Source organism: Hymenobacter sp. BT730, assembly GCF_030542105.1.
GTDB lineage: Bacteria > Bacteroidota > Bacteroidia > Cytophagales > Hymenobacteraceae > Hymenobacter.
Window position 1 is genome coordinate 809140 of the sequence record NZ_JAUOFB010000001.1, and the last position, 14992, is coordinate 824131.

The following is a 14992-nucleotide window of genomic DNA, read 5'->3' on the forward strand; positions in this document are numbered from 1 at the left end:
ATAAAACCGGATGCTGACGTTTCGATGGATACTGACAACCGGCAGCCTGTGCTGGCTGGTACTAACCACCGCGCTGGCACAGCAGCCGGGCGCGCTGGGGTTTGAGTACCAGCCGGTGGCAAAAGTAGTGCACGGCAATGATACCCTACGCCTGGCCTGGGCCGGCGGGCTCAACAGCCCACAATTTTCTAACATCGACTTCGATCATGACGGGCAAAACGACCTGTTCATCTACGACCGGATCAGCAGCCGAATCTTCACATATCGAAGCATAGTTGGCCGCAAAGGGCAGCGCCAGTGGCAGTATGCCCCCGAGTTTGAAGCCTTGTTTCCCGCCGATATAACCAGCTGGGCCCTGCTGCGCGACTATGACTGTGACAACCGCCCCGACCTGTTCGCGCACGGTACCGGTGGGGATATTCGGGTGTATCATAATGAGCTGAATGCTAGCGGTACACTCAGCTTCCGACTGGTCAGCAACCAGCTGCGCTATTTCAATACCAGCATCAACAACGGAAATATTTTTGCCAACCCCACGGATTTACCCGCTCTGGATGACCTGGATGGGGACGGGAAATTGGATCTGCTGATGCTGGACTTTGCCACCAGCAACTATGTTACCTGGTATCGCAACGTAAGCCCAACCTGCGGCGGACTGGATTTTAAGTTGGAAACCAGCTTTTGGGGCGAAATCAGGGCATGCGCGGTTAGCTGCGCGGGGTTTGCGTTTGGTCCCGGTGCCACCTGTCCGCTGGCGCGGCCCCAGCATACCAGCGGCTTTACCTTGCTCACGCTGGATCTGGATAATGACGGGGACCGGGACCTGCTCTCCGGTCGCGACGAATGCCACGAGCTAGCCAGCCTCACCAACGCCGGTAGTGCCACTACGGCCCGCATGACGGCTGCCGGACTGAGCACCCACTTTCCCGCCAGTACCCCTGCTCATGAGCTGATTTTCCCGGCAGCGTATTCGGCTGATGTCACCTTTGATGGCCGCCCCGATCTGCTGGTAGCCCCGGCACTGTTCGGGAACGAGCATCGGGAAAGCCTGCGGCAATCCGTCTGGCTGTATGAGAACACCGCCGCCAGCGGAGCACCCGTCTTCACCTTCCGCCAGCCCGACTTCCTGCAGCAGCAAATGCTGGAGGTAAGCGAAGCTGCTGCCCCGGCTCTGACGGATATTGACGCCGACGGCCTGCCGGACCTGCTCATCGGTAACGGTGGCGACGAGGTAGACGGCAGCTACCGCGCTGCCCTGGCCTACTATCATAATGATGGTACGGCTACCAACCCGGTTTTCAGGCTGGTAACCATGGATTACCTAAACCTCTCCAGTCAAAAGCTCACCGAACTGAAACCTGTCTTCGCCGACCTGAACCAGGACGGCGCTATAGATCTGGCCTTTGCTGCCACCACAGCCGCCGATATCACCAATCTATACTATATTCTGAACACGGCGGCGGCTGGAAACCCATTGGCTTTCAACACCCAAAATATGCAAACGGCAGGTGGCCTGACCAGCCTGCCGGGACTGGCCCCCGCCCTGGTAGATGTTGATGCGGATGGCTACGTGGATGTGCTCGTCGGGACGAATGCAGCTGGCTCTTCCGGGGGCTCGCTGCGTTACTACCGCCAGCAGCCCGGCACTACGGGAACGTTGCAGTTTACCTTGCAAAACGAAGATTTCGGCCAGATACGCACGGCAGCCAGCACTCGCCCTATCAACCTTGCCCCCGTGGTAGTAGATGCTGATGGCGATACTCAACCCGACTTATTGACCGTGGACAACACGGGCGTAGTGCAGTTCTTCAGCAACTTCCGCAGCCTTTCCGGGGCTTTCTCCCCTAAGACCGACCTATTCTATCAGCCCCTGAGCAAGCAGTACGCGGCCAGCCGCTTCGGCACGGCTTCGCAGCTGCGCCTGGCTCTGGCCGCGGCCGATGTGAATGGAGATGCTGTGCCTGAGCTGCTGGTAGGGCAGGAAAGTGGCGGCGTGCAAAGCTTCCGGATTCGGCAACGGCCGTCAACTGGTACCGCCACGCGCCCGGCCCGGGAGCCGCAGTGGTTACAGGTGTTTCCTAATCCGTCCGCTGGTGCCGTGCATATTCAGGTACCCGGGCCGGGCCAGGTAACCGTGCTGGATGTAACCGGGCGTACTGTGCGGGCTGTGCGCAGCACCGGCGGCCAACCACTGCAGGTAACAGGACTGGCCGCCGGCGTGTATGTGGTGCGCGTAACGCTGCCTGATGGGCGGGTGGGTGTGCGCCGACTGGTAGTGCGCTAGAGAGCGGCCGGCGTTGGGAGAATGGTGAAAGGGTCGGCATCGTGCAGTGCGGGGAAGCGGCTGCGGAAGGCTTCCAGCTCCGAGCGGCGCAGTGTGCGGGTAATGCAGGTTTCCTGGTTGCCTACTTCTACCAGATATTCGCCTTTCATGTCCAGCAGTGCTGAGTCGCCGTTGTAGGTTTGGCCGTGATTGTCAATACCCACGCAGTTCACCCCAATGGTGTAGGCCAGGTTTTCGATGGCGCGGGCGCGCAGCAGCGTACTCCAGGCAGTACGGCGCACGGCTGGCCAGTTGGCCACGTACAGCAGCAAATCATAGGGCTGCTCCGGCGTATTGCGGCTCCATACGGGGAAGCGCAGATCATAGCAGATCAGGGGCCGGATGCGCCAGCCTTTCCACTCTTCTATCAAGGGCGCATTGCCGGCTACAAATACATGCTGCTCCTGGGCCAGACTAAATAAGTGGCGTTTATCATAGTGGCTCATGGTGCCATCGGGGCGCACCCACAGCAGGCGGTTGTAAAAGTTATCCTGCTCCTGCAGCATCAGGCTGCCCGTTACCACGGCCTGGCGCTGGGCCGCTATGTGCCGCATCCAGGCCACGCTGGGCCCATCCAGAGTTTCGGCGTAGGCCGGGGCATCCATACTAAAGCCCGTGCTGAACATTTCGGGCAGCACAATGAGGTCAGTAGGGATTGGAATTTCGTCAATCAGCCGCGTTAGCTCCGCTCTATTTGCCTCAGGTTGATGCCATTGCAGAGCCGGTTGTACGCAGGAAACAGTAAGATCAGACACGTATGCGGAGAGGGAAGTGGGAGATAGAAGAATACTACGAACTAAGAACTAAATCTGCTGTCGGAATAATTCTATGACCTGAATTTTTTACGGGATTTTCCTGAAAGAATACCCGCTATAGCTTTCGTAGTCGTTCGGCGGCCGTGTGAAGCGTTTCATCCCGCTTGGCAAAGCAGAATCGTATCAGGCCTTCATCCAGCCCATGGTGGTAGAATGCCGAAATAGGCACTACCGCTACGCCGGCTTCTATAGTCAGGCGGCGGGCAAAGGCCACATCATCTTCGGAGGAAATGCGGTGGTAGCGGGCCAGCTGGAAGTAAGACCCGGCTGTGGGGAGCAGCTCAAACTTAGTATCCTGCAGCAGGCTGGCAAATAAGTCGCGCTTGTGTTGGTAGAAGGCGGGCAGGGCGTGGTAGTGGGTGGCATCGGCCAGCACCTCCGCAATGGCATGCTGCGTGGGCGTGCTCACACTGAAAGTGAGGAACTGATGCACGCGGCGTACCTCGGCCGTGAGCTGCGGCGGGGCAATGCAATAGCCTACCTTCCAGCCCGTGGCATGGTAGGTTTTCCCGAAGGATGACAGCACAAAGCTGCGGTTGGCCAGTGCGGGGTGCTGCAAGGCACTGCGGTGCGGCTGCCCATCAAACACCATGTGCTCATACACTTCGTCGCTGAGTACCATGGTATCGGTGCCGGCCAGCAGCGTGGCCAGCTGGTCCCAGTCGGCGGCATCCATTACGGCGCCGGTGGGGTTGTGGGGCGTGTTGAGCATGATGAGGCGGGTGCGCCGCGTGAGGGCCGCTGCTACCTGGTCCCAGTCGGGGCGGAAGCCAGGCTGGCGCAAGGGCACATACACCGGGACGCCGCCTTGCAGCCGAATGGCCGGGCCGTAGAGGTCGTAGGCCGGTTCCAGCACAATTACTTCGTCGCCGGGATGCACTACGGCCGCCAGTACAGCATACAGGGCCTCGGTAGCTCCGCTGGTGACGGTAATTTCCGTGTTGGGGTCGGGGGGTGTTACACCATAAACCTGGGCAGTTTTAGCGCTGATTAATTCGCGCAGCCGGGGCAAGCCGGGCATGGGGGCATACTGCTGGTGGCCCGGCAGGCCGGCGTAGTGGGCCAAGGCATCGGTTAGGTTCGTGGGTGGGTCGAAGTCCGGAAAGCCCTGCGCCAGATTAATGGCACCATGCTCAGCCGCCAGCTGCGACATCACCGAGAAAATGCTGGTTCCCACATCGGGAAGCTTGGAAACAAAAGCAGGAGTAGCCATAAAATGCGGTAGGAAGAAGGGGGCCAAATATACAGGGCGCAGGGGCAATGCCGGGTAGTCCGAACCGGGAATAAACAAATGCGGTGAGTCTGCTATTTTTGGGCAAGCTCGTCTTTGTAGAATTCCATACCCTTTTGCCTGGCCCGCCGTTTAACCCCGGCATTCCCGTCTCTCATGGCATCCCGAGTTCTCCTCTCTCAGCCCAATATTCTCATTGCCTACGACTATGAAAATGAGTGGCTGTATACTGACTGGCTGGGCGACCAAAACCTGCAGTCGGTGCAGGAGGGCTGCGAGCAGATGCTGGAGTTTCTGAAAGCCGAGCGCTGCACCAAAGTGCTGAACAACAATACCAGTGTCACCAGTATGTGGTCGGATGCGGCAGAGTGGGGTGGTAAAGTGTGGTTTCCGGCCATGGCGGCCGGCGGACTAAAGTATTTTGCCTGGGTATATTCGTCCAACCTCTACAGCCGCCTGTCTACAGACCTTACCTTGCGCTACACCTCCAGTCCTATCATTGCAACTTTTGAGGACCTGCCCACGGCCAGTGCCTGGTTGCGGCAGATGTAACCAAGCTGCTTCCGGCATCAACCAATTCTTCTTTAGGGTCTATGCGTGTACTTTTTTGGGGTGTGGTGTTGGGCTTGCTTATGGCGCTGCCCTATTCAGGGGTAGCGCAGCAGTTTCCGGTCCTCAACCAAAACCCACCCAACCTGCGCTGGCAGGAGCTAAGCAGTCCGCATTTTAGGCTGCTGTACCCGGCTGGCAGCGAGCAGCCCGCGCAACGCACTATTCGTCGGTTGGAGCAGGTGTATGAGCCGGTAAGCAACTCCCTGGGTGTACGCCCGCGCCCGCTCACGCTGGTGTTGCAAACGCAGACCACCATCAGCAACGGGTTTGTCACCATTCTGCCCCGCCACTCCGAGTTCTTCCTTACGCCCGCTCAGGACCCGTTTTTATCTGGCACCCTGGATTGGCTAGACCAGCTGGCCGTACACGAGTATCGGCACGTAGTACAGTATGAAAAAGCCCATCAGGGCCTCTCAGAAGTGGCTTACCGGCTGTTTGGCTACGGCGGCCTGGGCGTGGCTACCCTGGGCGTGCCCGATTGGTTTGCCGAAGGCGACGCCGTGGGCACTGAAACCATTCTTACCCGCAGCGGCCGGGGGCGGATTCCCAATTTTGATATAGACCTGCGCGCCAACCTGCTGGCCGGGCGGCACTTTTCCTACCCCAAGGCCGTGGCGGGTTCCTTCCGGGATAATGTGCCCAACCATTACGTGCTGGGCTATTTCCTGAGCACCTACGCCAAGCGCCGGTATGGCCCCGACGTTTGGAGCGCCGTGCTCAATAAGTATTACCGCTTTCCGGCTTACCCCTTTTCATTTTCCAACAGCCTGCGGCGCAACACCGGCCTGCGCACAGAAGACCTCTACGCCCGCGCCATGGCCGAGGTGGATTCTATCTGGCGCCGCCAGCCGCAGGAGCTGCGCCCTACGCCGGCCACCGACCTGGTTGTGCGGCCCGAGCGCAAGGTCTTTACCCAATATCAATACCCGCAATACCTCACCGACAGTACCCTGCTGGCTTTGAAAAGCGGCTTGGGGGATATTTCCCAGCTGGTACTGCTCAGCCGGCACCAGCCCGAGCAGAAAGTATATGTGCCCGGGCTACTCAACAACCCGGAAATGCTCTCCGTGGGTGGGGGCAAGGTGTGCTGGCCGGAGTTCCGCTACCATGTGCGCTGGGGGCAGCAGGTGTTTTCGGAGCTGCGCATACTGAATATTGCCACGGGTAAGCTCACGCGTCTGGCGTCTGGCACCCGCTATACTGCCGCCACTCTTTCTCCGGATGGTACCCGTCTGCTGGCCGTCACCACCAATCCCGACTACCAGACACAGCTTTTGGTGCTGGATGCCGGCACCGGCCAGGTGCTGCGCACGCTGGCCAACCCCGAGCACAGCTTCTACCAGCACCCGCGCTGGCTGGCCGATGGGCGCACGGCGGTAGCAGTAGCACTAAAGCCGAACGGCAAAACCCTGGAGCTGCTAAACACCGAAACCGGCCAGCGTCGGGAGTTATTGCCAGTAGCCAGCCTTAACCTGAGCCACCCGCAGCCCTGGCAGGACTATGTGCTGTATAACTCGCCCCAGTCTGGTATTGACAATGTGTATGCAGTGCACTTGGTCACGGGGCATACGTTTCAGGTTACTTCTCGGCCCTTGGGGGCCTACCATGCTGCGGTGTCTCCCGATGGCCGCCATCTGGCTTTTCATGAGTTCGAAGCCACCGGCAGCCGCGTCCGGGAAATGCCCCTTGATACCGCCCTGTGGCAGCCCGTTCCCACCGCCGCGCACGACCCCGCCGCCTACGCCGAGCCGCTGGTTCAGACGGACGCCGGGGCCCGAACCGTGGGCCCGGTTCTGCCGCTGGATTCGCTGAAGCTGGATAAGACAGTAGCCAGCAGCCGGCCATATCGGCCGCTGGCGCATGCTTTCAATATTTATGGCTGGGGTTTGGTGCAGTCGCCGGCGGGTAGTGGACTGAGTGTGGGGGTTCGGTCCCAGGATATTTTGAATACGATCCAGGCCGTTGCTGGGGTGGGTTTCAACCAGACCGAGCGCACCGGCAACGCCTTTGCTACCCTCAGCTACCAGGGCCTGTTTCCGGTGCTGGATGCCACCATAGAGCGGGGCCAGCGCCGGGAGTCACTCTACACCGATTTTGAGTATCCGCTGGATAGTCTGCGGACGGACCGATGGAATTATACCAGCCTCACGGTGGGGGCACGGCTGCCGTTACAGCTCACCCAGTCCCGGTTTTCGCAGGGCCTTACCCTGGGCTCTTACTACATTGGCCAGCAGGTCAGCGGTTATAATCTGCCGTTGCGCCGCTACACCGAAGTAGATAATACCGGTCTGCACGCCATAGCCAGCTCGGCTTCCTACTACCGGCTGCTGCGCCAAAGCAAGCGCGACGTAGCACCGCGCTGGGGACAAAGCCTATTGGCTACCTGGCGCACTACGCCCTTCGGTACTGGGTTGCGGGCAGCTCAATTGGCTGGGCAGGGGAGTCTGTTTCTTCCCGGCATCGGCAAGCATCATTCTTTACGCCTGCGGGCCGGCTATCAGTGGCAAAAAATGCGGGACTATCGGTTCAGTGCAGCCGTGTTTTTCCCGCGGGGCCAGGACTACCGGAGCTTCCAAAACCTAAGCACTGCCAGCCTGGAATACCGCCTGCCTCTGGCTGATACCGACTGGACGCTGGGCCGCTGGCTCTATATTCAGCGCATGAAGGCCGCCGCCTTTTATGATATGGCGGAAGGCCGCACACGGGTGCACGGGCAGGATGGCGTAACTACTACCGACCAGGCCAGCTACCGGACTATCGGAGCCGATGTTTCTTTTGTTTTCAACCCGCTGCGCCTGCGTACGCCTTTGGAGGCCGGCATGCGCACTATTTATAATGTGCGCACCGGTGAATGGCTCTTACAGCCATTGGTGCTGGATATCGGTTTTTAAGCCCGCTGATTTTTTACATAGAGGATGGCAGGGGCGAGGCAGCCGCGGCCGTGAAGGGGCTGGCTGGCGCCGGCGCGGTTTCAAATACCAGGCGCGGCCGCGGGTGCGTATCGTCGAAAAGATACAGGTGCCCATTCCGGGTGCGGTAGCGGGTAGCCTGCTGCAGCAGATTAACGTAGTGTAGCTCCAGCCGCACAGCTTCATCATTGCAGTGCAGCAGCGTGGCAATAACGTGGGTAAAGGCGCGTACCCTAAGTTCCAGCGAAGGTCGGAACTCGCCCTCACTGGTCATCGGGTCGGGCAGGGCGCCGGCCCAGACCGTAGCAGATTGAAAGCCCGGGCTGGAACGATGGAGCTGTATGGGGCGTCCATCTATGGTTTGCAATACCCAGCGTGGAGATGCTGTATTCCCTATATTCTGTGTCCACCAACTGCCCGCCAGCAGCACCAGCAGTGCGCCCGCTATCCTCCAAAGACTACGCATCACAAGTGATTTTATAATAGCTGATAGTAGATATGCCTAAGATACGCACCCCGAAAAAGAGGTTGCATGCTATCTAGGATAATATCCGCAGGCCGCAAATACGGAATCCGGAAATCCAGTTTACGTAGCCCACCAGAAAGGATGATTAAGCATATACTTTCACGTACTAAAAATCGTATTATTGTCTCAGCTCATAATTATATACAACATGCCTATTGCCTTGTCCTATGAATCTGCCACCTACCCTATTGCTATCTGGTCCGCGCCGAGACGGGCCTAACATGCGAACGGACATTACCACCCGTTTTCACCACTTCCATGCCCACTACCTCCATGAAAAAGGGCGCGACGCCCTGTTGCAGGCCTATTGCCACGCCATTAGCCAATGGGTGTTAAACCCCAATACAGACGTGTATCATATAGAAATGCTCTTCGATGAAATCAGCCTGGCAGTCCAAACTGACGAATTAAGCGACTAGCCAGTCTATCAAGCTTTTCAATAACCCTGCTGCCAGAGCTTACCAAAGCAAAAGCCCCTCCCATACATGGGAGGGGCTTTGTAGTATCCTGTAAGCAGAGCTTACTTTTTGAGCAGCTGCGGAAACTCCCGGGCAAATTGCTGGTAGTGCGGCAGCGAAACATGCTGGATATAGGGGTTCTCCGGGTGCCGCACCAGGTATTCCTGGTGGTATTGCTCGGCAGGATAAAAGGCCTTAAAGGGCACCACCTGCGTTACCACGGGACGGGCATAGCGCTTCGAGGCATTTACCCGCTGAATTTCTGCCACGAGCACCGCCTTCTCCTGTGGGGTGCGATAGAAGGCCACCGACCGGTACTCCGGGCCCACGTCCGGGTCCTGGCGGTTGAGGGTGGTCGGGTCGTGCTGCGCAAAGAATACCTTGGCTAAGGTTTCATAGCTGATGACTTTAGGGTCGTAATAGACCTGTACGGCCTCGGCGTGGCCGCTGCTGCCGTGGCCTACTTGCTCGTAGGTAGGGTTAGCCGTAGTGCCGCCGGCGTAGCCGGAAATGGCCGCCCGTACGCCTCGTAGGTTATCAAACACGTGCTCGGCCCGCCAGAAACAGCCACTGGCAAAGGTGGCCACCGCCTCCCCGGGCCGGAGCTTAGGCAGCTCCGCAAAACGGGTTTCATCCTGCTGGGCAGGAGCAGCGGCCCCCGGCCGGGCCTCGCAGCTGACAATGCTCAGCATCATCAGTACCAGAAAAAACATAGTTTTCATACCCATGCCCAACATACGAAACCACACTCTGGTTCGGACTTATTCCGGGTGGTATAAAAGTCCGCCTGTTCTGAAAGAATAAAGGAACCGGTAGATAGCAAAGCCTTTATGATGGCGGCTACGTACCAGCAATAATTCTGTCCGCCTACGGGAAGGCCCTGCTATGACCACGCATGTACTGTACACTTCCTCCTTTATTTCCATTACCCACGATGTAGCGCATGGGTGGCTTTATGCGCAATGGAAAGGTGAGCTGAACCAGGAGCGGGTAGAGGCGGGCTGCCGGCAACTAACCGAAATTCTGCAGACCGAAGGTTGCACCAAGATCCTGAATGATAATACGCTGATTACCACCCCCTGGCCGGAAGGCCTGATGTGGGGACGCCGGGTATGGCTGCCGGAAATAGCGGCTGCCGGGTTGCGCCATATGGCCTGGGTGTATTCTCCGCATATCTATAGTCGGCTTATCTTTGATCTGGCTCAGCCGCACGAAGCGAATATGCCTGTGGTGGCCGCCTTCGATGATATAGCGGGTGCCTATGAGTGGCTGATCCGGCAATAAGTCGGGCCTCTGCCCGGCCCGGTGGTTCGCCACTCAGGTAATACGCTGTTAATTTGCTCTGTTTCCTACTTTCCTCATTTTCATGTCTGTTGTTTCTTTCCGCCGGCCCGATGGGCATATCTATCTGAATGCCGAACGCAACCGTGAGGAAGGCTGGATATATGCCCACTGGATAGGGGTACAGAACAAACACACCGTGATGGAAGGCGGCATGGCGTATGTAGAAATGCTGCGCGCTGAGCCCTGTGCCAAGCTGCTGAACGACCACAGCGAGCTGGTAGGCCGGTTTCTGGAAGCCAACGACTGGATTGCCCAGGTATGGACCCCTCTGATTATGCAGGCCGGACTCCGCTATTTCGCGCATGTGCTGTCGCCAGGTATTTTTGGGCAGCTTTCTATCGAAGATCTGCACCACCGCATTGGCAACCAGTTTGAAATGAAACTCTTTGAGGACATTGAAACGGCCAAAGACTGGCTGCGGAGCCTGCCCGGCTAAACAAAGAAGCTACATGTCCAGCTGCACATCGGCGCTGCCAATAGGGTAGCCGGTGCAGGTAAGTACCAGGCCGAGGGCGGTTTCCCGGTCGGTCAGCACTTCATTTACGGCCATCCAAACCTGCCCGGCGGTGCAGTAGGCAGCGCATTGGCCGCACTGGCCGGCCTCGCAGCTATACGGAAGCCGCAGGCCCTGGCGGCGGGCCGTCTGCAGAATGGTGAGCGGGTACTGCACCTGCAGGCGATGCTCCTGCCCCCGAAACCGGAGCAGTACCTGGTGCGCATCCGTGTCCGGCGGAATGGAGTGAGGCACGGTAGCCGCATCGGGGTTAAACTGCTCCCGGCGGATGTGGCTGAGGGGCAGGCCGATTTCGTGCAGACCGTAGGTAGCCATGCGCATAAAGTTGAGCGGGCCGCAGAGGTAAGCCAGCGTGCCCTGAGGTGGGGCCGGGGCATAGCGCTGCACCAACTCTTCCAGCAGCTCTTTGTACAGGCGGGCCCGCGCCAGATCAGGGTTGTTGCTAAAAAGCAGCTCCAGGTGCAGGCGGTCCGGAAACTGCCGGGCCAGGGCCAGGAGTGACTCCCGGAAAATAGCGCTTTCCGGGGTGCGGTTGCTGTAGAGCACCAGCACGCGCAGGTGCGGGTGAGCGAACAACGCCGTTTTTAACAGCGAAAAAACCGGAGTAATACCGCTGCCCGCCGCCACCAGCACCAGTTGCTGAAACGCATCGATGTCCTGGGGGAGAGTAAAAAAGCCGGCTGCCCCAATTGTGGTTAACGTGTCGCCGGGCTGGGCATGGTCAATAAGTCGGCGTGATATCAGCCCATTTTCTACGCGCTTTACCGTGATGCTAAGCGGCTCCTGCAGCACCGGGGCCGAACTGATGGAGTAGGAGCGGCGCACTTCGCGCCCATATACCTGGTGCACCAGCGTGAGGTATTGCCCGGCCTGATAGGAAGGCAGTGTGGAACCGGCTGGCGCTTCCAGCATAAAAGTTTTCACCTCCGGAGTTTCCGTCCGGATGGCCCGGATGGTAAGCAGCTGATCAGCAGACATCATTCGCCGCTAAATAAACGGAAAGAAACCGTTTTTTAACGCTGGCGCGGGAGTAGAATACCTACTCTGAGTATTGAGGCCGGCTCTGTGAGCGTGTATCTTAGTCCTGTTCCTGGCACTGTGTCTGCCGCACGCGGTGTCTTTTCGTAAGGGCCGGCCCCGGGGCCGGTGCATGTGCTGTAAATGCTATCCGCACGCTGTTTTTCCTTGAGTCATGTTAGTTCAAACCTACCCTCCGCCGGTGGCTGTACCCAGTCTCGACGGGGCCCCTGTCTCAACCAAAGCTCCCCCACCCAAGATTAACCCCGATGTTGCCTTAACGGGCGCACCGACGGATAAGATGGAGATGCCGCTTATGCCAACGCCTGCTGCCGTGCCCCCCGTACCCGTAGCGCCACCTGAGCCGGCTCCCAAACTGCACCACAAGCCTATTAAGGCCATGCGGTTTTATCTGGAGTCGAAGCGGTGGATACTGCGCCTGCTGCTGCAATCCACCATTATCCTGGCGGGGGTGTTTTCCGCTGCGCTGGGCCTGAAGGGCTTCCTGCTGCCCAACGGTTTTATTGATGGCGGTGTCACGGGTATTTCCCTGCTGGCCAGCCAGATTACGGGAGTTTCCTTATCCCTGCTGATTGTGCTCATCAACATTCCGTTTGTTATCCTGGGCTACTTCCAGATTGGCCGTGAATTCGCGGTGAAGACCCTGGCCGCCATCTTCACCCTGGCTCTGGTGCTGCTGTTTGTTTCTTTCCCTACCCTCACCCACGATAAACTGCTGATTGCCGTATTCGGCGGGTTTTTCCTGGGCGGTGGTATTGGCCTGGCCGTGCGGGGCGGGGCTGTACTGGATGGTACGGAAATTCTGGCTGTCTACATCAGTAAGCGGCTGCCGCTTTCGATGGGAGACATTATTCTGATTATCAATGTTTTCATCTTCGGCATTGCGGCCTGGCTGCTCTCGGTAGAAACCGCCCTGTTCTCCATTCTGGCTTATTTAGCCGCCGCCCGTACCGTCGATTTTATCGTGGTCGGTATTGAGGAGTACACCGGGGTTACGATTATCTCGCCCCAGAGCGAAAACATTCGGGAGATGATTACCGATAAGCTGCGCCGGGGTGCTACCATTTACACCTGTAACCGGGGTTATGGTTCGCACGGGCCGCAGCTGCACAGCGTCGACGTTATTTTCACCGTGGTAACGCGGCTGGAAGTCACGCAGCTGACTAATGAGATTAATAAAATTGACCCGCAGGCCTTTGTGGTCATGCAGAAAGTGCGTGATGCCCGGGGCGGGCTCATGAAGCGTCGTCCGCTGCGCTAAACCAGGCGCCCTTATTTGCGGAACGGGTGTCTTCCCGCCGCCAACCGCTCGGCCAGCTCTACGGCCCGCCGGGCCCGGGTTTCGGCCTGTTTGGCCGTGCCCACGTGCTGGGCTATAGCCCGCCGCATACTCCCGTTGTACGTCTGAAATCCCGCTTCCGCTTCCGGCCATGCGGCCAATGCCTCGGCAAGCTCGTCGGGCAGGTCCACATGGTCGGGGGTGGGGTCGGGATTTAAAGTAAGGGTTACCTGCTGCCCTATCTGCACGCCAGCTGCCTGACAGATATTTTTATTTATCATCATCAGCCGCTCTCCGCTTTTCATGGGCAACAGGCCCAGGCGTACGGGGTACCCGTTGAGGGTGCCAGCCACCCGGCGTGTGGTTTTACCGCCCAGGGCCTCCACCACCTGCAGCGGTACCACTACCACCTGCGTGGGCATAAAGCTGGGGCCGCCCGCCTCCAGGCAGGCCGTAAAAGTGCAGATGGGCGCTGCCATAAAAAGGTTACTTGGCGGCGCTGAGGTTGCTGGGGCTGGGCAGACTTAGCTCCCGCGAAACCTGAAACGTGTAAGGCTCGGTGGCAGCCTCATCTATGCGGCGCTGCATAATGCGCACATGCGTAGCATCGGTGCCGGGTAGTACGGCTACATCGGCGCCGGTACCGGAAGCGGCATCGTAGCTGCGGAAGCCAACAACCCAGCCGGCAGGGTAACCGGCGCGCTGGGCTTTGGCTGCATCAATCAAATCTGGCTTCCCGGGGAAAGAGCCCAGGTCAATTTCCTTGGTTTCCGGGCCCTGCAGCTTCAAAAATGCCTGGGTGCGTTTCGGCTGGGCGTCGGCTACCGGTTTAAAGCGCAGCGACAGGTGCACGTCGGCTACTGCCGGGGCTGCGGCAGTGGGGGCAGCGGTAGCCGGGCCGGCCGGCGTGGTGGCAGTGGCATCGGCCGCCACGGTATCGGTGGCGGTTTGCTCCGGGGTGGCGGAGGTGGGTTGCTCGGCAGGCTTAGTGGTCTGGTTGCAGGCAGCCAGCAGCGCCACGCTCAACAGCGGCAGTAGAAAGCGTTTCATCAGAAAACGAGGGGAAAAGGCAACGATGGGTTACGGCGTAAGAATACGCATAATTTCGGCCCGTTAGTGTGGGTAAGGCACTATAGAAACCTTTTGGGCCTGATCCGGCTTATACAGCATCCCAATCCGAGTTTATATTCATGAAAAAGATAACTGTTGAAATCTGGTCTGATATCCTGTGCCCGTTCTGCTACATAGGCAAGCGGCGGCTGGAAACGGCTATAGCTCGCTTCCCGCAGCGCGACCTGATAGAGGTAAAATGGCGCAGCTTTGAGCTGGACCCCGAAGCCAACCCGGAGCCCGGCGTAAACCAATATACCCGCCTGGCGGCCAAATATGGCAACACGGAAGCCTGGGCGCGGCAGATGAGCGCCAACATGACCCAAATGGCCGCGGTAGAAGGCCTGGCTTTTGACTTCGACCGGGTAGTGCCGGCCAACTCCCTGCGGGCCCACCGCCTGGTGCATCTGGCTAACCAGCACGGTCAGCAGGATGCGGCGAAAGAGCGTTTGTTTAAAGCCTATCTGGAAGAAGGCCTCGACATTAATGACCCCGCCACGCTCACGCGCCTGGGCGCTGAATTGCAACTGCCTGCCGCTGAGGTAGCCCACCTGCTAGAGTCCGAGGACTTTACCCAGGAAGTGCGCCACGATGAGTATCAGGCCCGCCAAATTGGCGTGCGCGGCGTGCCTTACTTTGTCTTCGATGATAAGTATGCCGTATCGGGTGCGCAACCCGCCGAGCTATTTGAGGAAGTGCTGCAGAAAGTGTGGGAAGAAGCCCGGCCGCAGCCCATACAGCTGGCTGGCGCCGAAGGCGCCGCCTGCGACCTGGAGACGGGTACCTGCTAAAGCAAATGGCAGACATAAAAAAGGCCGCCTCAGAAGAGGCGG

15 protein-coding genes are annotated in these 14992 nt (G+C 58.7%); 8 read left to right on the forward strand and 7 right to left on the reverse strand.

Annotation, left to right across the window (positions count from 1 at the left end; all coding sequences use genetic code 11):
- The first annotated feature begins 10 nt into the window (after positions 1–10).
- A complete protein-coding gene (locus Q4G72_RS03485; RefSeq protein WP_303310045.1) occupies positions 11–2284 on the forward strand; it encodes a T9SS type A sorting domain-containing protein in 2274 nt (757 codons plus the stop codon).
- Here Q4G72_RS03485 and Q4G72_RS03490 read toward each other — a convergent pair.
- Positions 2281–3078, reverse strand: a complete 798-nt coding sequence (locus tag Q4G72_RS03490) for an amidohydrolase (RefSeq protein ID WP_303310046.1) — start codon at positions 3076–3078, stop codon at positions 2281–2283. The genes Q4G72_RS03485 and Q4G72_RS03490 overlap by 4 nt on opposite strands.
- Before the next feature lie 115 nt (positions 3079–3193).
- A complete protein-coding gene (locus Q4G72_RS03495) occupies positions 3194–4351 on the reverse strand; it encodes a methionine aminotransferase (RefSeq protein ID WP_303310047.1) in 1158 nt (385 codons plus the stop codon).
- A 174-nt stretch (positions 4352–4525) separates the two neighbouring features.
- On the opposite strand from Q4G72_RS03495, the gene Q4G72_RS03500 reads away from it, so the two are divergent.
- Positions 4526–4921 (forward strand): hypothetical protein, encoded by a 396-nt coding sequence (locus Q4G72_RS03500; protein WP_303310048.1) that lies wholly within the window; start codon positions 4526–4528, stop codon positions 4919–4921.
- Positions 4922–4962: 41 nt separating this feature from the next.
- A complete protein-coding gene (locus Q4G72_RS03505; protein ID WP_303310049.1) occupies positions 4963–7872 on the forward strand; it encodes a TolB-like translocation protein in 2910 nt (969 codons plus the stop codon).
- 13 nt (positions 7873–7885) lie between these two features.
- On the opposite strand, the gene Q4G72_RS03510 is transcribed toward Q4G72_RS03505, so the two are convergent.
- The gene (locus tag Q4G72_RS03510; RefSeq protein ID WP_303310050.1) at positions 7886–8356 is read right to left on the reverse strand and encodes an META domain-containing protein; all 471 of its coding nucleotides are present in this window, start codon (positions 8354–8356) and stop codon (positions 7886–7888) included.
- Between the two features lie 227 nt (positions 8357–8583).
- Between Q4G72_RS03510 and Q4G72_RS03515 the strand changes: the two genes are divergently transcribed.
- Positions 8584–8835, forward strand: coding sequence for a hypothetical protein (locus tag Q4G72_RS03515; RefSeq protein ID WP_303310051.1), 252 nt, complete (start codon positions 8584–8586; stop codon positions 8833–8835).
- A gap of 101 nt (positions 8836–8936) precedes the next feature.
- Here Q4G72_RS03515 and msrA read toward each other — a convergent pair whose 3' ends face one another.
- Entirely contained in the window at positions 8937–9596 is a 660-nt protein-coding gene (gene msrA, locus Q4G72_RS03520; protein WP_502213666.1) for a peptide-methionine (S)-S-oxide reductase MsrA, read from the reverse strand.
- A gap of 163 nt (positions 9597–9759) precedes the next feature.
- Here msrA and Q4G72_RS03525 point away from each other — a divergent pair, with 163 nt between their 5' ends.
- The gene (locus tag Q4G72_RS03525) at positions 9760–10158 is read left to right on the forward strand and encodes a hypothetical protein (protein ID WP_303310052.1); all 399 of its coding nucleotides are present in this window, start codon (positions 9760–9762) and stop codon (positions 10156–10158) included.
- A gap of 82 nt (positions 10159–10240) precedes the next feature.
- Entirely contained in the window at positions 10241–10654 is a 414-nt protein-coding gene (locus Q4G72_RS03530) for a hypothetical protein (RefSeq protein ID WP_303310053.1), read from the forward strand.
- 9 nt (positions 10655–10663) lie between these two features.
- Here the strand turns inward: Q4G72_RS03530 and Q4G72_RS03535 are convergent, their stop codons facing one another.
- The gene (locus Q4G72_RS03535) at positions 10664–11713 is read right to left on the reverse strand and encodes a ferredoxin--NADP reductase (RefSeq protein ID WP_303310054.1); all 1050 of its coding nucleotides are present in this window, start codon (positions 11711–11713) and stop codon (positions 10664–10666) included.
- A gap of 211 nt (positions 11714–11924) precedes the next feature.
- Here Q4G72_RS03535 and Q4G72_RS03540 point away from each other — a divergent pair, with 211 nt between their 5' ends.
- Positions 11925–13031 carry a YitT family protein gene (locus Q4G72_RS03540; protein WP_303310055.1) on the forward strand — a complete coding sequence of 369 codons (1107 nt, stop codon included), beginning with the start codon at positions 11925–11927 and terminating at the stop codon, positions 13029–13031.
- A gap of 11 nt (positions 13032–13042) precedes the next feature.
- Here the strand turns inward: Q4G72_RS03540 and Q4G72_RS03545 are convergent, their stop codons facing one another.
- A complete protein-coding gene (locus Q4G72_RS03545; protein ID WP_303310056.1) occupies positions 13043–13528 on the reverse strand; it encodes a YdeI/OmpD-associated family protein in 486 nt (161 codons plus the stop codon).
- 7 nt (positions 13529–13535) lie between these two features.
- Positions 13536–14099 carry a lipoprotein gene (locus Q4G72_RS03550; RefSeq protein WP_303310057.1) on the reverse strand — a complete coding sequence of 188 codons (564 nt, stop codon included), beginning with the start codon at positions 14097–14099 and terminating at the stop codon, positions 13536–13538.
- 140 nt (positions 14100–14239) lie between these two features.
- On the opposite strand from Q4G72_RS03550, the gene Q4G72_RS03555 reads away from it, so the two are divergent.
- On the forward strand, positions 14240–14950 hold the full coding sequence (locus tag Q4G72_RS03555) for a DsbA family oxidoreductase (protein WP_303310058.1): 711 nt from the start codon (positions 14240–14242) through the stop codon (positions 14948–14950).
- Positions 14951–14992 lie beyond the last annotated feature (42 nt).